15 protein-coding genes and 3 pseudogenes are annotated in these 20,596 nt (G+C 62.6%); 5 read left to right on the top strand and 13 right to left on the bottom strand.

The features are described 5' to 3' along the window. Nucleotides 1-10: 10 nt before the first annotated feature. Together TU79_RS21440 and TU79_RS21435 are read left to right on the top strand one after the other, a co-directional pair. Nucleotides 11-937 (top strand): sigma 54-interacting transcriptional regulator, encoded by a 927-nt coding sequence (locus tag TU79_RS21440; RefSeq protein WP_057009875.1) that lies wholly within the window; start codon nucleotides 11-13, stop codon nucleotides 935-937. Nucleotides 938-1,064: 127 nt separating this feature from the next. Then, nucleotides 1,065-1,847: a MetQ/NlpA family ABC transporter substrate-binding protein gene (locus tag TU79_RS21435; RefSeq protein ID WP_057009874.1), complete on the top strand. Its 783-nt coding sequence runs from the start codon at nucleotides 1,065-1,067 to the stop codon at nucleotides 1,845-1,847. A 116-nt stretch (nucleotides 1,848-1,963) separates the two neighbouring features. On the opposite strand, the pseudogene TU79_RS21430 reads toward TU79_RS21435, so the two are convergent. Next, nucleotides 1,964-2,137: pseudogene (locus tag TU79_RS21430) on the bottom strand (AAA family ATPase); the annotation flags it as partial. Between the two features lie 203 nt (nucleotides 2,138-2,340). On the opposite strand from TU79_RS21430, the gene TU79_RS21425 reads away from it, so the two are divergent. The 3 genes from TU79_RS21425 to TU79_RS21415 are packed head-to-tail and all read left to right on the top strand — an operon-like array spanning nucleotide 2,341 to nucleotide 7,552. Further along, the gene (locus tag TU79_RS21425; protein ID WP_057009872.1) at nucleotides 2,341-3,423 is read left to right on the top strand and encodes an efflux RND transporter periplasmic adaptor subunit; all 1,083 of its coding nucleotides are present in this window, start codon (nucleotides 2,341-2,343) and stop codon (nucleotides 3,421-3,423) included. Further along, nucleotides 3,420-4,490: an efflux RND transporter periplasmic adaptor subunit gene (locus TU79_RS21420; protein ID WP_057009871.1), complete on the top strand. Its 1,071-nt coding sequence runs from the start codon at nucleotides 3,420-3,422 to the stop codon at nucleotides 4,488-4,490. Before TU79_RS21425 ends, TU79_RS21420 begins: the two co-directional genes overlap by 4 nt. Further along, nucleotides 4,487-7,552, top strand: coding sequence for an efflux RND transporter permease subunit (locus TU79_RS21415; RefSeq protein WP_057009870.1), 3,066 nt, complete (start codon nucleotides 4,487-4,489; stop codon nucleotides 7,550-7,552). The genes TU79_RS21420 and TU79_RS21415 overlap by 4 nt, the downstream gene beginning before the upstream one ends. Before the next feature lie 20 nt (nucleotides 7,553-7,572). Here the strand turns inward: TU79_RS21415 and TU79_RS21410 are convergent, their stop codons facing one another. The 12 genes and pseudogenes from TU79_RS21410 to TU79_RS21355 all read right to left on the bottom strand — a co-directional run bounded on the left by TU79_RS21410 (nucleotide 7,573) and on the right by TU79_RS21355 (nucleotide 20,521). Further along, a complete protein-coding gene (locus TU79_RS21410; protein ID WP_057009869.1) occupies nucleotides 7,573-8,199 on the bottom strand; it encodes a class I SAM-dependent methyltransferase in 627 nt (208 codons plus the stop codon). A 124-nt stretch (nucleotides 8,200-8,323) separates the two neighbouring features. Continuing rightward, nucleotides 8,324-10,222: a hypothetical protein gene (locus TU79_RS21405; protein ID WP_057009868.1), complete on the bottom strand. Its 1,899-nt coding sequence runs from the start codon at nucleotides 10,220-10,222 to the stop codon at nucleotides 8,324-8,326. Between the two features lie 148 nt (nucleotides 10,223-10,370). After that, complete coding sequence (locus tag TU79_RS21400; protein ID WP_057009867.1) at nucleotides 10,371-11,015, bottom strand: methionine ABC transporter permease; 645 nt, start codon at nucleotides 11,013-11,015, stop codon at nucleotides 10,371-10,373. Next, nucleotides 11,005-12,120: a methionine ABC transporter ATP-binding protein gene (locus TU79_RS21395; RefSeq protein WP_057009866.1), complete on the bottom strand. Its 1,116-nt coding sequence runs from the start codon at nucleotides 12,118-12,120 to the stop codon at nucleotides 11,005-11,007. Before TU79_RS21395 ends, TU79_RS21400 begins: the two co-directional genes overlap by 11 nt. Continuing rightward, complete coding sequence (locus tag TU79_RS21390) at nucleotides 12,117-12,932, bottom strand: MetQ/NlpA family ABC transporter substrate-binding protein (protein WP_057009865.1); 816 nt, start codon at nucleotides 12,930-12,932, stop codon at nucleotides 12,117-12,119. The genes TU79_RS21395 and TU79_RS21390 overlap by 4 nt, the downstream gene beginning before the upstream one ends. A 145-nt stretch (nucleotides 12,933-13,077) precedes the next feature. After that, entirely contained in the window at nucleotides 13,078-14,427 is a 1,350-nt protein-coding gene (locus TU79_RS21385; RefSeq protein WP_057009864.1) for an LLM class flavin-dependent oxidoreductase, read from the bottom strand. Next, entirely contained in the window at nucleotides 14,427-15,620 is a 1,194-nt protein-coding gene (locus tag TU79_RS21380) for an SfnB family sulfur acquisition oxidoreductase (RefSeq protein WP_057009863.1), read from the bottom strand. The genes TU79_RS21385 and TU79_RS21380 overlap by 1 nt, the downstream gene beginning before the upstream one ends. 2 nt (nucleotides 15,621-15,622) lie before the next feature. Next, nucleotides 15,623-16,864, bottom strand: a complete 1,242-nt coding sequence (locus TU79_RS21375; protein ID WP_057009862.1) for an SfnB family sulfur acquisition oxidoreductase — start codon at nucleotides 16,862-16,864, stop codon at nucleotides 15,623-15,625. 202 nt (nucleotides 16,865-17,066) lie between these two features. Further along, nucleotides 17,067-17,825 carry a hypothetical protein gene (locus TU79_RS21370; protein ID WP_057009861.1) on the bottom strand — a complete coding sequence of 253 codons (759 nt, stop codon included), beginning with the start codon at nucleotides 17,823-17,825 and terminating at the stop codon, nucleotides 17,067-17,069. Nucleotides 17,826-18,390: 565 nt separating this feature from the next. Then, a pseudogene (locus TU79_RS21365) lies at nucleotides 18,391-18,648 on the bottom strand (L-cystine ABC transporter ATP-binding protein YecC); the annotation flags it as partial. A 2-nt stretch (nucleotides 18,649-18,650) separates the two neighbouring features. Continuing rightward, nucleotides 18,651-19,319, bottom strand: a pseudogene (tcyJ, locus tag TU79_RS21360) (cystine ABC transporter substrate-binding protein); the annotation flags it as partial. Between the two features lie 206 nt (nucleotides 19,320-19,525). Then, nucleotides 19,526-20,521, bottom strand: coding sequence for a D-cysteine desulfhydrase (locus TU79_RS21355; protein WP_057009860.1), 996 nt, complete (start codon nucleotides 20,519-20,521; stop codon nucleotides 19,526-19,528). Nucleotides 20,522-20,596 lie beyond the last annotated feature (75 nt).

Below are 20,596 nucleotides of genomic sequence, written 5' to 3'. Positions count from 1 at the left end.
GGAGCCTGCCATGAGTCTGCATGAAACCTTCGGCCAGCCACTGCTGACCTTCCCCGATGCCGAAAAGAGCCCGCTGAGCATCCGCGCCAAGGCACTGGTGTTTGTCGACCCACGTTCGCGGCAATTGCGCGAAGACCTAGAAAGCCTGGCCCCACGCGCCTTGCCCGTGTTGATTCGCGGCGAGACCGGCAGCGGCAAGGAGCTGCTGGCGCGGCATATTCACCGAGGCAGTGATCGCAGCGGGCTGTTTGTGTCGGTCAACTGCGGCGCGATCAGCCCCACCTACGCCGATGCCGAATTGTTCGGCTATGCCGCCGGCAGCCACAGCGGTGCGGTGAGCAGCCGCGCTGGCTGGTTTGGCTCGGCCAATGGCGGCACCTTGTACCTGGATGAGATCGGCGACCTGCCGCTGCCGATCCAGGTCAAGTTGCTTGCAGCCCTGGAAAACCACGAGGTCACCCGCGTCGGCGCCCAGCAGCCCAGCCCGCTGGACGTGCGCCTGGTGGCGGCCACCAGCATCGACCTGGCCCAGGCCGTGGCGGCGGGCAAATTCCATGAGCGGCTGTTTCATTACCTGAGCGAAGGCAAGCTGGCGTTGCCGGCGCTGCGCGAGCGGGTGGGCGACATCCTGCCCCTGGCCGAATATTTCCTCGGCATCTACAGTCAACGCCTGGAGTTGCCGGTGCCGCTGATCAGTGAGGCGGCCCAGCGCGTGCTGGAACAGCACAGCTGGCCGGGTAACACCCGTGAGCTGGAAAACGTTATTCACTTTGCGTTACTGGTGAGCAGCGGCGATGAAATCCTGCCGGAGCATCTGAACCTGCCGGTGGCCGGTTCACCGCTGGAGCAACTGCGGCAGATTTACCAGAGCGCCAGCCCTGCCGAGCAGGAAACCCTGCTGAAATTCCTGCATGAGCAAAATGGAATATCAACGTGAATAAAAGATATTGTTCGGGAATAAAAAATATCGGTATTGTCCGCTTCACGCCGCGATAGCACATCGCTGGCACCTCACCTGACAGCGGTCGTCAGAGACGCCCCGCACTTTCGATTAAGGACACTGCATGAAAAAGGTTTTGCTGTTTACCGCATTGGCGGCTGCCCTGACTGCCGGCTTCGCCCAGGCCAACGAGAAACTGGTGGTGGCCGCTACCCCGGTGCCGCACGCCGAGATCCTCGAGCTGGTCAAGCCGACCCTGGCCAAGGAAGGCGTGGACCTGCAGGTCAAGGTCTTCACCGACTACGTACAGCCCAACGTGCAAGTGGCCGAGAAGCGTCTGGACGCCAACTACTTCCAGACCCTGCCGTACCTGGAAAACTTCAACAAGGGCAAGGGCACCAACCTGGTCACCGTGATCGGCGTGCACGTTGAACCCTTCGGCGCTTACTCGAAAAAGATCAAGAAAATCGAAGACCTCAAGGACGGCGCCACCGTGGCCATTCCTAACGAAGGCTCCAACAGCGGCCGTGCCCTGCTGCTGCTGCAAAAGAACGGCGTGATCACCCTGAAAGACCCGACCAATGCGCTGTCCACGCCAAAAGACATTGCCAGCAACCCAAAACACCTGAAATTCCGCGAGCTGGAATCGGCACTGCTGCCACGCATGCTCGACCAGGTTGACCTGGCGCTGATCAACACCAACTACGCCCTGGAAGCCGGCCTCAACCCGGCCAGTGACGCGCTGATCATCGAAGACGCCAAGTCGCCGTACGTGAACTTCCTGGTGGCCCGCCCGGACAACAAGGACAGCGACGCCATCCAGAAACTGGCCAAGGCGCTGACCAGCCCGGAAGTGAAAGCCTTCATCGAGAAAAAATACGGCGGCGCGGTCGTGCCGGCGTTCTGACGTAACGCAAACCCCTTCAAGGTTCAAACGCCGACGGCTTCTACAGCGTCGGCGTTTTTTTGTTTAAGACCCAATCAACACTGTGGGAGCAAGCCCCCGATGAGGCCGGTACAGTCACCCCTTACTCCGGCCAATGCCGGCAGCAAGTCCGGGTGCAGGCTGGTCTCCGGTTCGTTCAGCGCCATCATGCTCGGCGGCCTGGGTGTCAGCAGCGCGGCAATCAGCAGCAGGTAGCGCAAGGTGCCGTCGGACAACTCAGCCGCCGACAAGGGTCGCAGCAGACCTTCCTGATAAAGCTCCGTTCAAGCGGTCAAGCGGCACCACCAATTGGTTGATCGAGCGGTAATTGGCCACTGCGAGGGTCTTGAGCATGGGGATTCATTCGGCGTGGGAACCATCGGAGTATGGAAGCCTCCATGCAGATAAGGAACCCTGAACTACGCTCACAGTCGCATACACACTGGCAAGTCGGCATCACGCAAAAGGAGCCTGCATGGGCGGTCGTATTTCCACCTGTATTTTCGGATTCGGCCTACTGGCGCTATTGAGCGGCTGTAGTGAAGAAAACGCCGAGCCCAAGCAGCATTCCCGGGTCTTTGTGCAAACCGTCGCACCTGCGGATTTCGCCGCAGCGGTGACCCTGACCGGCGATGTCCAGGCCCGTGTGCAGACCGACCTGTCCTTTCGCGTCGGCGGCAAGATCATCCAGCGCATGGTCGATGTGGGCGACCGCGTCACGGCCAAACAAGTGCTGGCCAGGCTCGATCCCAAGGATCTGCAGACCAATGTCGATTCGGCCCAGGCTCAGGTGGTCGCCGAGCAGGCGCGGGTCAAGCAGACCGCCGCCGCCTTCGTGCGCCAGGAAAAACTGCTGCCCAAGGGCTACACCAGCCGCAGTGAATACGATTCGGCCCAGGCTGCCCTGCGCAGCAGCCAAAGTGCATTGGCCGCCGCCCAGGCGCAGTTGGCCAACGCCCGCGAACAGCTGGGCTACACGGCGCTGATTGCCGACGCTCCCGGCGTGATCACCGCGCGCCAGGCGGAGGTGGGCCAGGTGGTGCAGGCCACCCTGCCGATTTTCAGCCTGGCCACCGATGGCGAGCGCGACGCAGTGTTCAACGTCTATGAATCGCTGCTGGTGGAGCCGGCGCCGCAGACGCCGATCACCGTAAGCCTGCTCGACAACCCGAGCATTCAGGCGGTGGGCAAAGTGCGTGAAGTCACCCCGGCAGTTGCCGCCAACACCGGCACGGTGCAGGTCAAAATTGCCCTGCAAAGCCTGCCCAAGGGCATGCAGCTGGGCTCGGTGGTGAGCGCGACCGCCAAGGGCAAGGCCGCGCCCAGTGTCGAGCTGCCCTGGTCGGCCCTGACCAAAGACATCAACGACCCCGCCGTATGGCTGGTGGACGGCGACGGCAAGGCGCAGTTGCACAAGGTCAGCGTGGCGCGCTACCTCACCGGTAAAGTGATCATCGGCGACGGCCTCAAGGGCGGCGAAAAAGTCGTGGTGGCGGGTGGGCAGTTGCTGCATCCCGGCATGCTTGTCGAGATCGCCCAGCCAGGAGCGCAGCCATGAAGCGCCTGACCGCTCTGCTGGCCGCCAGCCTGTTGCTGGCGGCCTGTTCCAAGGAAGAAGCGCCGCCCGAGCCGGTGCGCCCGGTGCTGTCGATGCAAGTGAAGGCGGAAGATCAGGAAACCCTCGGCCGCTTCGCCGGCACCATCCAGGCCCGCTATGAAAGCAACCTCGGCTTTCGCGTGCCCGGCCGCATTGCGCGGCGCGCCGTGGACGTGGGCGCCGAAGTGGAGAAGGGCGCCCTGCTCGCCGTGCTCGACCCCACCGATCAGCAAAACCAGCTGCGCGCCGCCCAGGGCGACCTCGCTCGCGTGCAGGCGCAATACATCAACGCCCAGGCCAACGCCCGTCGGCAGCAGGAACTGTTCAACCGTGGCGTCGGCGCCCAGGCCCAGTTGGACGTGGCGCAGACCGACCTGAAAACCACCCGCGCCACCCTTGAGCAAGCCCAGGCCTCGGTCAACCAGGCCAGGGACCAGCTCAACTACGCCGAACTGCGCACCGACCACGCCGGTGTCGTCACGGCCTGGAACGCCGAGGCTGGTCAGGTGGTAACGGCCGGCCAGCAGGTGGTGACCCTGGCCCGCCCGGACGTCAAGGAAGCGGTGATCGACCTGCCCGCGGGCCTCGCCGAGCGGCTGCCGGCGGACGTGGTGTTTCTCGTGGCCGGGCAGCTCGACCCCGGCGTCAATACCACCGCCATCGTGCGCGAGATCGAACCCCAGGCCCAAAGCGCCACGCGCACCCGTCGCGCGCGCCTGACCCTGGCCGAGACGCCGCCCGCCTTTCGCCTGGGCACGGCGATCAGCGTCACGTTGAGCAGCGCCATTGCGCCGCGTATCGAACTGCCCCTGAGCGCCCTGCAGGAAGTCGACGGCGTCACCCGCATCTGGCTGCTCGACACCCAGAGCCAGACGGTGCAGCCGCGCGACGTCACGGTGCTCAGCCGTGACAGCGACAGCGCCCTGCTCAAGGGCGGGGTCAAGCCCGGCGAGCGTATTGTCACCGCCGGCGTGAACAGCCTGAAACCCGGGCAGAAAGTCAAAATCGACAAGGACAGTCCGCGATGAAACGCAGCTTCAACTTATCCGACTGGGCCCTCAAGCATCAGTCCTTCGTCTGGTACCTGATGTTCGTCGCGCTGCTGATGGGCGTGTTCTCATACATGAACCTGGGGCGTGAGGAAGACCCTTCGTTCACCATCAAGACCATGGTGATTCAGACCCGCTGGCCGGGCGCGACCCAGGAAGAAACCCTTAAACAGGTCACCGACCGCATCGAGAAGAAACTCGAGGAGCTCGATGCCCTCGACTACGTGAAAAGCTACACGCGACCGGGCGAATCCACGGTGTTCGTGTTCCTCAAGGACACCACCAGCGCCAAAGACATTCCGGACACCTGGTACCAGGTGCGCAAGAAGATCGACGACATTCGCGGCAGCTTCCCCCAGGGCTTGCAGGGACCGTCGTTCAACGACGAGTTCGGTGACGTGTTCGGTTCGGTGTATGCCTTTACCGGCGACGGTCTGTCGATGCGCCAGTTGCGCGACTATGTGGAGCAGGTGCGCGCCGAAATCCGCGCGGTGCCGGGGCTGGGCAAGGTCGAGATGATCGGCCAGCAGGACGAGGTCATTTACCTCAACTTCTCCACGCGCAAACTGGCCGCCCTCGGGGTTGACCAGCGCCAGGTGGTGCAAAGCCTGCAATCGCAGAACGCGGTGACCCCCGCCGGGGTGATCGAGGCCGGGCCGGAGCGGATTTCCGTGCGCACCTCCGGGCAGTTCGCCTCGGAAAAGGACCTGGCCAACGTCAACCTGCGCCTCAATGACCGTTTCTACCGTTTGGCCGATATCGCCGAGATCAGCCGTGGCTACGTCGATCCCGCGCGGCCGATGTTCCGTTTCAACGGTAAACCGGCCATCGGTCTGGCGATTGCCATGCAGAAGGGCGGCAATATCCAGTCGTTCGGCAAGGCGCTGCACACGCGCATGGACGAGCTGACCGCCGACCTGCCGGTGGGCGTGGGCGTGCACAAGGTGTCCGACCAGGCGGAGGTAGTGGAAGAAGCCGTCGGCGGTTTCACCAGCGCGTTGTTCGAAGCGGTGATCATCGTGCTGGTGGTGAGCTTCATCAGCCTGGGCATGCGCGCGGGCCTGGTGGTGGCGTGTTCGATTCCGCTGGTGCTGGCGCTGGTGTTCGTGTTCATGGAATACAGCGGCATCACCATGCAGCGCGTGTCCCTGGGCGCGCTGATCATCGCCCTCGGCCTGCTGGTGGACGACGCGATGATCACCGTGGAAATGATGATCACGCGTCTGGAAAAAGGCGAAACCAAGGAGCAGGCGGCGACCTACGCCTACACCTCCACCGCCTTCCCGATGCTCACCGGTACGCTGGTGACCGTGGCCGGCTTTGTGCCCATCGGCCTCAACGCCAGTTCGGCGGGGGAATACACCTTCACGCTGTTCGCGGTGATTGCCGTGGCCATGCTGGTGTCGTGGGTGGTGGCGGTGCTGTTTGCACCGGTGATTGGCGTGCATATCCTCAGCGCCAATGTGAAACCGCACAACGGTGAGCCGGGACGCATCGGCCGTGCCTTCAACAGCGGCATGCTGTGGGCGATGCGTAATCGCTGGTGGGCCATCGGCATCACGGTGGGCCTGTTCGTGGCGTCAGTGTTTTCCATGCAGTTCGTGCAGAACCAGTTTTTCCCGTCGTCGGACCGCCCGGAAGTGCTCGTCGACCTGAACCTGCCGCAAAACGCCTCGATCAACGAAACCCGCAAGACCGTCGACCGCCTTGAAGCGATCATCAAGGACGACCCGGATATCGCGCGCTGGAGCACCTACATCGGGCAAGGCGCGATCCGTTTCTACCTGCCCCTCGATCAACAACTCGAAAACCCGTACTACGCGCAGTTGGTGATTGTCAGCAAAGGCCTGGAAGAACGCGGCGCGCTGATCGCGCGTCTGCAAAAGCGCCTGCGGGATGACTTTGTCGGCATCGGCAGCTATGTGCAGCCGCTGGAAATGGGCCCGCCGGTGGGGCGGCCGGTGCAGTATCGCGTATCGGGCAACGACACCGACCAGGTGCGCAAGCACGCCATCGAACTGGCGACCCTGCTTGACCAGAACGATCACCTGGGTGAGATCATCTACGACTGGAATGAGCCGGGCAAAGTGCTGCGCATCGACATTGCCCAGGACAAGGCGCGGCAGTTGGGGTTGTCATCGGAAGACGTGGCGCAGTTGATGAACAGCGTGGTCAGCGGTGCCTCGGTGACTCAGGTGCATGACGATATCTACCTGATCAACGTGGTCGGCCGCGCCGAAGACGCCGAACGCGGCACGCCTGAAACCCTGCAGAACCTGCAGATTGTCACGCCCAACGGCACCTCGATTCCGCTGCTGGCGTTCGCCACCGTGCGCTACGAGTTGGAGCAGCCGCTGGTGTGGCGCCGCGACCGCAAGCCGACCATCACGGTCAAGGCGTCGGTGCGCGATGAGATACAGCCGACCGACCTGGTCAAGCAGCTCAAGCCCGAGATCGACAAATTCAGCGCCGGTCTGCCGGTGGGCTACAAGGTCGCCACCGGCGGCACCGTGGAAGAAAGCGGCAAGGCCCAGGGCCCGATTGCCCGCGTGGTGCCGTTGATGCTGTTTTTGATGGCGACCTTCCTGATGATCCAGTTGCACAGCGTGCAGAAGATGTTCCTGGTCGCCAGCGTGGCACCTTTGGGGCTGATCGGCGTGGTGCTGGCGTTGATCCCCACTGGCACGCCCATGGGCTTTGTGGCGATCCTTGGCATTCTGGCGCTGATCGGCATCATCATCCGCAACTCGGTAATTCTGGTGACGCAGATTCACGAATACGAAGTGGCCGGCTACACCCCTTGGGATGCGGTGGTGGAAGCCACCGAGCACCGGCGCCGGCCAATCCTGCTCACTGCGGCGGCGGCCAGTCTGGGCATGATCCCGATTGCGCGGGAAGTGTTCTGGGGGCCGATGGCTTACGCGATGATTGGCGGGATTATCATTGCCACGCTGCTGACGCTGCTGTTTTTGCCGGCGCTGTATGTGGCCTGGTACAAGATTCGTGAGCCGAAGCAGGACCAGCAGGAAAAACGCGGTTAAAAATGTGGGAGGGGGTGGTCTTAAGGTTTGCGCCAGACGCTCGCCAGCCAGGGTTGCTGATCGCGGGGTAGCCCGGCCGGGCGGTAGTAATGCTCCAGTTCCACAAAGCCGGCTGTGGTCAGCAACGATTGCCACGCCTGCAGGTCGTGATAGGAACCATAGCGTGGCCCATTCCAGCCTTCACGGTTGTCCCCGCGCGGGTTGGAACTGAACAGCACGCCGCCCGGTTTCAACGCACCCTGCAATTGCTTGAGTACGCGCGGTAATTCCTGCTTGGGAATATGAAACAGCACCGCATTGGCGAAGATTCCATCGAAGCGTGCGGCGGGCAGGTCGAGCTTGAGGAAATCCTGCTGGTAGACCTCGCAGCCACTGTCTTCACGGGCCATCTGCGCAAAGCGCTCGGAGCCGTCCAGGCCGACGGCGACATGGCCCATGCGCGTGAATGTCCGCAGGTCGCGCCCTGGCCCGCAGCCGAAATCCAGCACGGTAAACGGCGCATCGCCCCGGATATGGCGCAGCAGCGCATCGATGTTCTGGCTCACATCGTGGTCGCGGGTGCCTTCGCGAAAGTCCTCGGCCACCTGGTTGTAGTGGCCAAGGGTGGTGGAGGTGATCTGGTCGAGGTCGTCAGGGGCGAGTTTCACGGTTGGGCTTCGGCGTGATGGCTAAAAGCGTGACTATACGCCACGGCGTCGCCATAAATAAAAAACGGAACAGCCTCAGCGACTGTTCCGTTCATGTGTATTGACGCGTTGTTACGCTGAACAGCTAGGTCCGTTCCACCACGAAGTTGCGCAAGACGTAATCATTGCCGACGCCGGTTGCCTGGTCGCTGACGTACATGAGTTCAATGTCGGTACTTTGAGCGACAAAGGACAGTGACATCGACTGAAAGAGGGGGTACTGCGTTGTAATCGTCAGTGGCGTCGTCCTCTCGCCCTGGCTGGTTTGCAGAAAACCAATTGGGTAGGCGTAATCTTCGCTCCACCGACCGACTTGCACACTGAATACATAGGTGTTGCCTGCACGAAGGTTCGTGAAGCGCTTTTTAAGCAAGACGCCCGCCGATTTATTATTAAACGTATTGTTGAATAAGATCAGTTTTCCACTTTCGCCTACAAATTTCAGGTTTCGTGGATCCGCTCCCGCAGGGCCGCGCTCCCAGCCGGCATAGGAACCGTCGTTAAACGTACTGGTGTCGTTGACGAGCTCTTTACCCTGAACCTTCAGTTTCTGGCTGTCCGACACCGATGTTTTGTTTTTCGTCGTCACCTCGTAACTCAACATGACAACCTGGCCCATGCTTTGGGAGATAAGTTGCGCGCTGATGTCGAAGAGGACAGTACCGCTGGCGTTGCCCGATTGCACCGGAACAACGGCGCCGGAACCATTGGCAAAGGTCCAGTTGAGACGGATCACCTGGGTAGCGTTCATTCCCTGATACTTCACTGCCACAACAGCGCCTTTCGGATAGTTTTCAGGGGCGATCGTCTGAGGCCCGGGCTTGTGTTCGAACGCGGGTGCCGGGAGTTTCAGGTCTGCGGTGCCCTTTACCCTCACCTCTGTGGTGCCCGAGTGATTCAGCAGCGTGCCATCAGCGGCTTGCCACTCGAAAGATATTTGCAGGGTGCCGTCCGTTATTGAGGCGATGAGGTCGCCGGGGATAGCGATAATTTCCACTCCCATATTCGTGTCGATAACGGCAGGCAAGCGCACGGTTTTGGAGGACTGGCCGGATTGGGTTTTTTGCGTCGCCTTCAATATCAGTACGATCTGGTTAGGGGGAGTGGGCCCCAGAGGGTCTGTAGGCAAAACGACCCGTGCTTCGTAGCGTTGCTGGCTTTTTTCATCGAGGTTGACAGTGGAAGTGTTCGTACCGTCCAGCGAAAAAACCGGCGGCTTGAGCAGGGTAGGATCCAGCTCACCCTCCAGAATGTAGGGCTTGGAATACGCGTATGTCTCCCCGGAGACGTTGTTCACCACGTCTCGTACCATGAACGCTATGCCGATCGGGCCGAACTGATTGCCCTGCTGGATCACCTGCGGGCTGATAAAGACGCGAATCGGCGCAGTCCCCGCAGCCTCGACGGGGCTGACAATATGATCGATGGTGAATGCGCCATAGGCGACTGTGATGGTGTCGTTCTTGCGGATGTTTTCGTACGGTTTGATCAGGCACCACAGCCCGGCCTTGGTATTGGCCTGATTAATGAGCGAACCTTCCGTAAACCCCTCAATCGTGAGGTGCAAACCCCGATGGTGCTGTTCCGAAGCCCAGAAAGTGAGGCCGCCAGGACGCTGGGTCTTGACCAGATATTTTTGCGGAAATGAGGTCGCCAGTTGCCCGCTGGCAGCGCGTGTAACTTCGCCGACTACCTCGAATTCGCCTTCGGGAATTTTTGTACCGGGGATCGGCAGGTTATAGCGGTTGGCAATGTTCTTGACGATGTCCTGAGCCAGAGGTATCGGCGAATTGCCCCAGTAGATTGCGAAGCTGTCATTTGGAACGGACGCCTGCCAATTCTCGAAGGTAAACAGCGCATTAGGGTCCGTCTCGCGCCGGCCCAGGCCCCACTCCGAGGCTTCCGGGTACGGGGTAGTGGTTAACCGTATGGCGGGATAGACCGAATAGGGCGGCGTGGGGAGTATTTCGGTTGGAGTGGTCATAACCATCACCTTGCTGGGTTGAGTCGCACACTGGCTGCGCAACGGGCAAGGAGCATGAAGCGCTTGTGAGGGGGATTGAATCTACTGTCAGAATTGACAGTGACGACGAGTGGTTGCATCGCCCAAAAGCGATGCAGGCTGCTGCCTCTCAGCGCTTGTTGAGCACCCGCGCCAACCGATCCCCACCCAACTGAATAACCGCCACCAGCACCACCAGCAGCACAATCACGGTCAGCATGATCTGCGTGTCGAAGCGCTGATACCCGTAGCGGTAGGCGATGTCGCCCAAGCCACCGGCGCCAATCGCCCCGGCCATGGCCGATGAGTTGATCATCGTCACCAGGGTAATCGTGAACCCGCCGACAATGCCCGGCAGCGCCTCCGGCAACAGCACATGCCGGATGATGTGCCAGCGCCGGCAACCCATGGCCTGCGCGGCTTCGATCAACCCGTGATCGACCTCACGCAAACTCACTTCGGCGATCCGCGCAAAGAACGGCGTGGCGGCGATGGTCAGCGGCACCACGGCGGCCCAGACGCCGTAAGTGGTGCCGACGATAAGGCGGGTGAAGGGGATCAGCGCCACCATCAGGATCAGAAACGGAATCGAGCGGAACAGATTGACGAACGCCCCCAGCACGCGGTTCAGCGCCGGGGCCTGATAGATGCCGCCCTTGTCGCTGGTCACCAGGAACACCGCCAGCGGGATGCCCACCAGCAAGGCGATCAGCGACGACACGCCGACCATCAACAAGGTGTCGATGGCGCCCTGCACCAAACGATCAAACCCCATAGCCCAGCACCTCCACCTGTTGCGCCCAGTTCGCGGCGCGGTTGCGCAGTTCTTCGGCGCTATGGGCCGAGCCATTCACCGCCAGCAGCAATTGCCCCAGAGCATGGCCCTGGATGCGTTCCACGCCGCCCTGTAGCAAGCGCACGCGCCCGCCGAGGGCGCTGAACAGCGCGGCCAGGTCCGGTTCGTCGGTGGCGCTGCCGGTGAACTGCAAGCGCAGCACCACGGCCGCGTCAGCCGCTACCCGCGTCGACTGCAAGCGGCTTTGCAGCTCCGGCGGCAAGTCATGCTGCAACGGCGCCAGCAGGGTCTGGCTCACCGCATGTTGCGGGTTGCCAAACACCTGCCACACCGGGCCTTGCTCGACGATTTTGCCGTGTTCGAGCACCACCACGCGGTCGCAGATGTCGCGGATCACCGCCATTTCGTGGGTGATCAGCACGATGGTCAGCCCCAGGCGCCGGTTGATCTCACGCAGCAGGGCGAGGATCGACTGGGTGGTTTCCGGATCGAGGGCCGAGGTGGCCTCGTCGCACAGCAGGATCTCGGGGTCGTGCACCAGCGAACGGGCGATGCCCACGCGCTGCTTTTGCCCGCCGGAGAGTTGTGCCGGGTAGGCCTTGTGCTTGTCCTGCAAACCCACCAGTTCGAGCAGCTCGCGCACCTTTTGCTCGCGCTGCGGCCTGGGGATGCCCGCCACTTTGAGTGGCAATTCGACGTTCTGCCACACGGTCTTGGCCGACATCAGGTTGAAGTGCTGGAAGATCATGCCGATGCGCCTGCGCAGCGCCACCAGACGGTCTTCGTCGAAGTCGCCGATGTCCACCTGATCGATCAGCACGCGCCCGCTGCTGGGCTGTTCCAGACGGTTGATGGTGCGGATCAGCGAGGATTTACCGGCGCCGCTGCGACCGATGATGCCGAACACTTCACCGCGCTGGATCGCCAGGTCGATGCCGTGCAGGGCGTGCACCGTGCCGTCGTAGGTCTTGCCCAGGTTGATGAATCGCACATGGGCGCGGTTCAGTTCAGGGTGCAGTTGGGTCTGTTCGGCGCCCCTGGGCGGTGTGCCCAGGTCGCGAAGTCGAGCATTGGCAGCGCTCATTTTTTACCTTCCCAGCCGACCTGGTAGAGCGTGCCGAGGGATTTATCCAGGGCGGCGCGCACCACCGGCGAGTGCTGGTAAATGTCGACGAACCTGATCACGCGTGGGTCGGTTTTGCTCTTGGGCTGGATCACGAACTGGATCACGTATTCCGGGTGGTCCAGGCCGTCGAACAGCAACGCCGACTCGGCATCGAAGGTCTTCGAGAGGCGGATATACGCCGGGTAGCCCTGCACCAGGTCGGCGTCGTCATAGGCACGCACCAGCTGCACGGCTTCCACTTGCAGGAGCTTGAGTTTTTTCGGATTGCTGACGATGTCTTCTTCAGTGGCCTTGTAGCCTACGCCCGGCTTGAGGGTGATCAGCCCGGCCTTGGCCAGCAGTTGCAGGCCACGGCCGCTGTTGATCGGGTCGTTGGCAATCGCCACGCTGGCGCCTTGCGGCAGGTCGTTGATGCTTTTGTATTTCTTCGAATACAGCCCGACGTTGTTGATGATCCCTGGCGCGTACGGCACCAGGTCAAAACCGGCGGCGGCCTTGGCGTTTTCCAGGAAAGGGATGTGCTGGAAGTAGTTCACGTCGATATCGCCAGCGGCCAGACTGACGTTGGGCGCAATCCAGTCGGTGAACTCTACCAGCTCGACGTTCAGGCCCTGCTTGCCGGCTTCGGCAGCGGCGGCTTCCAGGGGAATGGCAAAGGCGGCGGTGGTGCCGACTTTCAGTGGCGCATCGGCAGCGAATATCGCCGAGCTGAACAAACCGAGTGTCAGGGCCAGTGCTTTGACTGGGGGGGAGAGCAGCGTTTTTTTCATGGTCGATTTCCAGTCATAAAGTGCAGGTGCAAACAATAAAGATCCACTGTGGGAGGGGGCTTGCTCCCGATGACGGTGGGTCAGTCACAGGATGGGTTCACTGACACTCCGCTATCGGGAGCAAGCCCCCTCCCGCAGTTCCAATTCAATGACGGTAGGTGGAGCCGGTGTGTTGCGCTGGCAGCAGCGCGGTGCCGAACACTTTTTCGCGCAGCGTTCCCGTCTCGTATTCGGTCTTGTACGAACCGCGCTTTTGCAGTTCCGGTATCACCAGGTCGATAAAGTCCACATAGCTCTCCGGCGTCACAATGCGCGTCAGGTTGAAACCATCCAGCCCGGTTTCGCCGATCCACAATTCCAGCTCATCGGCGACCTGTTCGGGCGAACCCACCAGGGTGATGTAGCGACCGCCCAGGGCGTGCTGCTCCAGTAACTTGCGCCGGGTCCAGTCGTTGTTCTGCAGGTTTTTGGTGGCCGACTGGATGGCGTTGCTCTTCACGTACTGGATCGGTTCGTCCAGTTCGTACGCGGCAAAGTCAATCGCGGTGGACGCGGCGAAATGCGCCACGCCGGCCTCCGCGCTGGCGTAGCTCAGGTACTCGGCGTGCTTGGCCCAGGCCAGCTCCTCGGTAGCACCGACGATCACGTTGAGGCCCATGAACACTTTGATGTCGTCCGGGTTGCGCCCGGCCTCCACCGCACTGGCGCGCACCTTGTCCACCTGCACTTTGGTCGCGGCCCTGGTCTGGCCGCTGATGAACACGCACTCGGCGTGGCGTCCGGCAAAGACCAGCCCCCGGTCCGAACTGCCCGCCTGGAACAGTACCGGCGTGCGCTGCGGCGAGGGCTCGCACAGGTGATAGCCCTCCACCTGGTAGAACTCGCCGTGGTGCTCGACCTTGTGCACCTTGCCCGGCTGCGCGTAGATCCGTTGCGCCGGATCGTTGAGCACGGCGTCGTCTTCCCAACTGCCTTCCCACAGTTTGTAGAGCACCTGCAGGTACTCGTCGGCCTGGTCGTAACGCCGGTCATGCTCGACCTGCTCAGTCAGGCCCATGGCCTTGGCCGCGCTGTCGAGGTAGCCGGTGACGATGTTCCAGCCCACGCGGCCACGGCTCAGGTGATCCAGCGTCGACATGCGCCGGGCGAACAGGTACGGCGGCTCGTAGGTGAGGTTGGCGGTGAGGCCGAAGCCGAGGTTACGGGTGACCGCCGCCATCGCCGACACCAGCAGCAACGGGTCGTTGACCGGCAACTGGATCGACTCCTTGAGCGGTACGTCGATGGAGTTTTGGTACACGTCGTACACGCCGACGATGTCGGCGATGAACAAGCCGTCGAACAGACCGCGTTCCAGGATTTTTGCGAGGTCGGTCCAGTATTCGATGGTCTTGTATTGGGCAGAGGTGTCCCGTGGATGGGTCCACAGGCCGTGGTTGATATGCCCGATGCAGTTCATGTTGAAGGCGTTGAGCAGGATCTTTTTCTTCGCCATCAGAGGGTCCCCCGCAGTGGCGGGTTTTCATCGTTGAGGTAGTAATTGCCTACCGCGTGATACTTCCAGCGCACCGGGTCGTGCAGGGTATGCACCCGCGCGTTGCGCCAGTGACGGTCCAGGCCATGCTCGGCCAGGGTGGCCTGGCTGCCGGCGAGTTCGAACAGGGTGCTGCCGGCGGCGAGGGAAATTTCCGTGCTCAGGGCACGCGCTTCGGCCACCGCAATGGAGGCGGCGGCGACGGTCTCGGCATTGCTGTCGGCCTGGGCGCGGTCGAGGAATTCGCCGGCCCGTTCAAGCAGTGCCTCGGCCGCGTGCAGGCGGATGCTTAGGTGGCCGAAGCTCTTCAAGGTCAGTGGGTCTTCGCTGGCCTTGTCGCTGCCGGCGTCGATCCACGGGCGGGTCCTGGTGCGCACAAAGTGCAGCGCATCTTCAAAGGCGGCGCGGGCGATGCCGGTGTCGATGGCGGCGTGAAGGATCTGCGCCAGCGGGCCGACGGTGGTCGGGCGTTCGAAGGCACTCTGGAAAGGGATGACGTCACGGGCGGCGACCCACACGTTATCGAACACCACCGAGCCGCTGCCGGTGGTGCGCTGGCCAAAGCCGCTCCAATCGTCGATCACGCTGAGGCCCTGGCTGTCGCGCGGCACAAAGGCCAATTGCTGCACGCCGTGTTCATCCACCACCGAGGTGGGGATGCGCTGGGCGTAGAGTGCGCCGGTGGCGTAGAACTTGCGGCCGGTGATACGGAATCCGTCGCCGTCGCGGGTGAGCCGGGTGACGCGGTCATGGGCGGTTTTGGTGCCCAGTTCGGCCAGCGCATTGCCGAAACGCTGACCGGCCAGCACCTCGGCGTACAGGCGTTGTTGCTGCTCGGGGCTGCCATTTACGCGCAGCACTTGCAGCGCGTAGAAATGGTTTTGTGGAATCTGGCCCAGGGAGGCATCGGCCTGGGCGATCAGTGCAATGACCTTGGCCAGGGTGACGTTGGACACACCCGCGCCGCCGTACTCGCGGGGCACGCTGATGCCCCACAGGCCCGAGCGCGAAAATGCATCCAGCTCGGGCAGCGGCAGGCGGCGTTCGCGGTCGCGCAGGGCGCTGTCGCGGCGAAAGTCTTCGGCCAGGTCGCTGGCGATAATCAGGGCGTGCTCGTCGCTGGTGATGACCGCGACGTGACGGGAAAGGGTCATGGTCAAATCCAGGAATGGCGAGCCGGCAGGGTGCCGTTCAAGCGGTAGGCGCCGATGGCGTGGTACTTCCAGCGCACCGGGTCGTGCAGGGTGTGCACCCGGGCGTTGCGCCAGTGGCGGTCGAGGTTGAATTCGGCCAGCGTCGCGCGGCTGCCGGCCAGTTCGAAGAGCTTTTCGCTGACCAGCAACGCCACTTCGGTGGTCAGCACCTTGGCCTCGGCCACCGCGATGGACGCGCGTGCCGCGGACTGCGCGGTGATCGGTGCGGCGCTGACGTCATCCAGCACGCGGCCGGCCTTGCGCAGCAGGGCTTCGGCAGCGTGCAGTTCGATCTTCAGCTTGCCGATATCGGCGATCACGTACAGGTCGTCACTGGCGCGTTCGACCTTGGCGTCGATCCACGGCCGCGAGCGTTCGCGCACGAAGGCGAGGGTGTCGTCGAGCGCACCCCGGGCGATGCCGGCATCGATGGCGGCCTGGATCAGTTGCGAGACCGCGCCCTGGATATTCGGGCTTTCGCCGATGCGCCAGTTGTCGATGACCCGCTCGGCGTCGACTGCCACCTCGTCCAGCAGCACGGTGCCGCTGGCGGTGGTGCGCTGGCCAAAGCCGGACCAGTCATCGACGATACGCAGCCCTTCGCTGCCACGGCGCACGAACGCCAGGACCTGTTTGCCGTCATCGTTGAGCGCCTTGATCGCGACCCAGTGCGCAAACAGCGCGCCGGTGGAATAGAACTTCTGCCCGCTGACCACGTAGCCGTCGCCCTTGGCGGTGATGCGTGCCTTGAGTTCAAGGGTGTTTCGGGTGCCGCGTTCCGGGCCGCCGTTTCCGATGCGCCAGCCGTCGAGAACGCTCTGGAACAGCTGCTTTTTCTGGCGCTCGGTGGCGGTGCCCTGCAGCAGGTGCAGGATGCCGAAGTGGTTCTGCGGGATCTGCCCGAGGGCCGGGTCGGCCGCGCTGATGATGGCGAACACTTCGGCCAGGGTCACGAAGGACACCTGGGGGCCGCCGTATTCGCGGGGGATGGAAATACTGCCCAGTCCGCTGCGGGTGAACTGCTCGAGCTGTGCCCACGGCAACTTGCGCTGCTGGTCACGCGTGGCGGCGTGCTGGCGCGCCGCCTGGGCCAACGTGTGGGCGGCGCTCAGTGCCTCTGCATCGTTGCGCAGCACGGCGGCCGGCAACAGCGGCGGCGCTTCGTCCAGATCACTTTGGTGGGGGGTTGCAGCCAAGTTGGACATTAGCGCCGCTCCTTGGCTGCACGTATTGCCCTGGCGTTATGCACCGGGGTAATTTTGATCATACCGACCTCGCATTCAATGAAATAAAACAGAAAAATCAGGAATGTCCGGTGGTCCGGTGCATATACCGTAAGCGTGTTAAATATTTAAATAAACTAACTTTTGGGAATATGCATAGAAGGGCGATCCCACGTCTGCAGGGTTAGCCGAGCGGACGCGGTTGGTAGACCGGCGTGGCCGTCGCCGGGCGGGTGGGCAGCAGCGGGGCAATGCGCAAGGTGCGGGTGGGGGCCCAGCGCGAATTGTTGCCGACGCGGTCCAGCACGCAGTAGGTCACCTCAAGGCGGCAGTCATCGCCGCCCTCGACAATCACGCTCGACGGCACCCACACCTGCACGGCCAGGCCGACGCCCTTGGCGGTGATTGCCGGCAGGTCCACGCGCACGTCGCCCCAGCGCAGGGTGATCTCATCGCCGCTGCTCATGTTCGGGTAGGGCTCGATGGTCAGGGGAATGCCGCGTTGCACCTGGCGGCTGTTGACTCCCTGGCGACGGATCGGCTCGGGCAGGCCGACCGGGGCGAGGTTTTGGTTTTCGTCGCTGTACAGGGCGGGCGGCTGTCCGCCTGGGCAGTCGGTCTTGACGCGTACCTGAGTGGTGGCCGAGCGCGCCGGGCCGTGGCCGATCTGCATGACCTGGTAATGCACGCGCGCGGGGCCATCGAGCACGAAGCTTTGCGGAATGCGCAGGTGGGTGGGCTGGCCGATGCGGCACGCGGTTACCCGGCGCGAGGCAGCGAAGCAGTTGTTCCAGAACAGCTCGATCAGATCACCTTCCTCCATGCCGGGGTAGGGGGCGATATCCACCTGCAGTTGGGCGGCGGCGTGGGCATTGATGCCGTTTCCAAGGGCCTGGGGCAGGGTTGGGGCGGTCAGCATGGCCGGGGTTGCGGTGCGCGTCATAAGTCATCTCCTTGATGCAGCCAGCAGCGATCGTTCCGAGCCATTGGCGCGGGTGCGCAAGCGGGCCGAAAGGAACGATTCAGTAAATAGCCGGGATAGGATCCAATCCTCTGGGCGTTAGATAAGAGGGTTGGCCAGGGGCAGTCAATGGAGGCAAAAGGCTAAACGGCGAGGCGCTGCAGATTCAGACGGGTCTGACCGGGAGGGGGATTTTTGCGCGGGCGCGGCGCGGTGTTTTACCGAGAGGAATGTAGACGCGCTGTCGGGTGGGAGGCTGCGCCAATGTGGCGAGCGGGCGTGTCCCAATTAAGGATTGAGCGGCCAAATTGATCGCTCCCTCGCTCTGCGTAGTAACGCCGTGCGCAGATTCCCTGTGGCGAGCAGGCTTGTCCTGCGTTGGGCGGCGCAGCAGCCCCAAAACCAGGCGCTGAGCCGTATCCGGTACACCGCGTTTTGCTGGAGTGGGGGCGCTTCGCACCCCAACGCGGGGCAAGCCCGCTCGCCACAGACAGCCCGCTTGCCACAACAAGCCCGCGCGCTGCAGGGAGGGGATTGCCCGAGCGTGTCAGTGGGCGAGGAATTTGCTCAGGAACTGGCGGGTGCGTTCTTCCCTGGGGTTGGCAAACAGCGCCTTGGCTTCGCCCTGTTCGACGATCACGCCCTTGTCGAAAAAGACCACCCGGTTGGCCACGTCGCGGGCAAAGCTCATCTCGTGGGTGACGATGACCAGGGTGCGGTTTTCTTCGGCGAGGCTGCGAATGGTCGCCAGTACTTCACCCACCAGTTCCGGGTCGAGGGCCGAGGTGGGTTCGTCAAACAGAATCCAGCGTTGAAGTACTTCTCGGACAGCTTTTTCAAGGTGCCGTCGGCGCGCAGCTTGTCGAGGGCAGTGTTCACGGCGTCGAGCAGTTCAGGCTCGCCTTTGCGCAGGGCAATGCCCGACTCCTGGCGCGAGAACGCATCGCCGGCAGCGGCGGTGTCCGGGGCTTTCTTGGCGTATTCCAGGGCTGCCAGGCGGTCGGTCAGGACCACATCGATGCGGCCGATGCGCAGGTCCTGGAACTTGGTCGGGTCATCGTTGTAAGTCTTGATGATGGCTTTGGGGTGGTTGTCCTTGAGCCATTGCTCGTAGTTGGTGCCCAGGCCCACACCGACCTTCTTGCCTGCCAGGTCGTCGGGGGTCTTGATCTCGCCGATGTTCTTCTTCAACACCAGTGCCTGGATACCGGAGACGGTGTAGGGCTGGGAGAAGTCGTATTTCTTCTTGCGCTCTTCGGAGAGGGTCACCTGATTGACCACGGCGTCCAGGCGTTTGGATTCCAGAGCGGCGAGGATGCCGTCCCATGGCGTGGCCTGCAGCTTGACCTTCACGCCCAGCGCCTTGGCCAGGGCTTCGGACAGCTCCACCTCGAAACCGGTGAGCTTGCCGCTTTCATCGACAAAGCTGAACGGCGGGTAGGTGCCTTCCAGGCCGATCTTGATCTCGCCCGCCTTCGTATCCTGCCTTAAAGCGCGCGACTATAAGGCCGGTTTTTAAGACTTGAAAATAATATAAATTTAGCCTGATATTCTATTTTTGAATAATTCAAATTTTAAGGTGGGAGGGGGCTTGCTCCCGATAGCAAAGTGTCAGCCAGCTCATCTGTGACTGATACACCGCCATCGGGAGCAAGCCCCCTCTCACATTTGTCCTTATGGACTCAGTTAAATACGGAGTCATAGGCAAACAGCGCCGGTGCCCCGCCGGTATGCAGGAAGATAATCGGCCCGTCCTCAAAGCGCTGGCGTCCGATACCGTCCAGCAAGCCGGCCATGGCCTTGCCGGTGTACACCGGGTCCAGCAACAGACCTTCCTGGCTGGCCAAAAGTTTGATCGCCGACAAGGTGCCCGCATTCGGCTCGCCGTAGCGCGGGCCGAAATATTCGTCCCACAGGATCACCTTGAACGCGTCCGGCAGGGCCACGCCCAGCAACTCGGCGGTGCGTTCGGCCAGGCCCTGCACTTTCGGGCGCTGGGCCTCCTCGCCGCGCGAGACGGTCACACCCACCACCGGCAGGTTGGGCAAGGCTTCGCTCAAGGCCAGCGCCAGGCCGCTGTGGGTACCGGCGCTGCCGGAGGCCAGCACCACGGCGGCGAAGTCGATGCCGCTGGCGTCGATCTGCGCGGCCAGTTCCAGGCCGGCCCGGACATAGCCCAGCGCACCCAGCGCGTTGGAGCCGCCGATGGGCACCAGGTACGGTTTCTTGCCATTGCTGCGCAGGCGGTCGGCGAGGGCATTGAGTTGGTCGTCGACGTTATCGAGGTTTTCCACCCGCTCCACTTTGGCGTCGAACAGATCGAGCAGCAGGCGGTTGCCGTTGCCGAGGTAGTTGGGGTCCTCGGTGCCGGTGGGGTTTTCCAGCAGGGCAACGCAGCCCAGGCCGAGCCTGGCGGCCAGCGCGGCGGTCTGGCGTACGTGGTTGGACTGGATGGCGCCAGCGGTCACGAGCGTATCGGCGCCCTGAGCGATGGCATCGGCGGCGAGGTATTCAAGCTTGCGCAGTTTGTTGCCGCCCATGGCCAGCGGCGTGGTGTCGTCGCGCTTGACATAGACGTCGCGGCCCAGCCACGTCGACAGCCGTTCGAGTTTTTCCAGGGCGGTGGCGCCGCCCAGCAGGTCCAGGCGGTTAAAGCGGTCCAGCTGTTGCTTGATCATGGTTGCGCACGGTTGCTGAGGAATGGGCCGACTATAGGCAGGCACTTTTACGCAGGCAACCGTCAATCGCTTATA

Source organism: Pseudomonas trivialis, from assembly GCF_001439805.1.
Taxonomy (GTDB): Bacteria; Pseudomonadota; Gammaproteobacteria; order Pseudomonadales; family Pseudomonadaceae; genus Aquipseudomonas; species Aquipseudomonas trivialis.
Note: the sequence above shows the minus strand (reverse complement) of the source record. Positions and strands in the feature narration are given on the sequence as shown.

Excerpts from the sequence above, each read along its gene's own strand:
- TU79_RS21440 (WP_057009875.1), top strand. The coding sequence starts at position 11 with ATGAGTCTGCATGAAACCTTCGGCCAGCCACTGCTGACCTTCCCCGAT.
- TU79_RS21435 (WP_057009874.1), top strand. The coding sequence starts at position 1,065 with ATGAAAAAGGTTTTGCTGTTTACCGCATTGGCGGCTGCCCTGACTGCC.
- TU79_RS21425 (WP_057009872.1), top strand. The coding sequence starts at position 2,341 with ATGGGCGGTCGTATTTCCACCTGTATTTTCGGATTCGGCCTACTGGCG.
- TU79_RS21420 (WP_057009871.1), top strand. The coding sequence starts at position 3,420 with ATGAAGCGCCTGACCGCTCTGCTGGCCGCCAGCCTGTTGCTGGCGGCC.
- TU79_RS21415 (WP_057009870.1), top strand. The coding sequence starts at position 4,487 with ATGAAACGCAGCTTCAACTTATCCGACTGGGCCCTCAAGCATCAGTCC.
- TU79_RS21405 (WP_057009868.1), bottom strand. The coding sequence starts at position 10,222 with ATGACCACTCCAACCGAAATACTCCCCACGCCGCCCTATTCGGTCTAT.
- TU79_RS21400 (WP_057009867.1), bottom strand. The coding sequence starts at position 11,015 with ATGGGGTTTGATCGTTTGGTGCAGGGCGCCATCGACACCTTGTTGATG.
- TU79_RS21395 (WP_057009866.1), bottom strand. The coding sequence starts at position 12,120 with ATGAGCGCTGCCAATGCTCGACTTCGCGACCTGGGCACACCGCCCAGG.
- TU79_RS21390 (WP_057009865.1), bottom strand. The coding sequence starts at position 12,932 with ATGAAAAAAACGCTGCTCTCCCCCCCAGTCAAAGCACTGGCCCTGACA.
- TU79_RS21385 (WP_057009864.1), bottom strand. The coding sequence starts at position 14,427 with ATGGCGAAGAAAAAGATCCTGCTCAACGCCTTCAACATGAACTGCATC.
- TU79_RS21380 (WP_057009863.1), bottom strand. The coding sequence starts at position 15,620 with ATGACCCTTTCCCGTCACGTCGCGGTCATCACCAGCGACGAGCACGCC.
- TU79_RS21375 (WP_057009862.1), bottom strand. The coding sequence starts at position 16,864 with ATGTCCAACTTGGCTGCAACCCCCCACCAAAGTGATCTGGACGAAGCG.
- TU79_RS21370 (WP_057009861.1), bottom strand. The coding sequence starts at position 17,825 with ATGACGCGCACCGCAACCCCGGCCATGCTGACCGCCCCAACCCTGCCC.
- TU79_RS21355 (WP_057009860.1), bottom strand. The coding sequence starts at position 20,521 with ATGATCAAGCAACAGCTGGACCGCTTTAACCGCCTGGACCTGCTGGGC.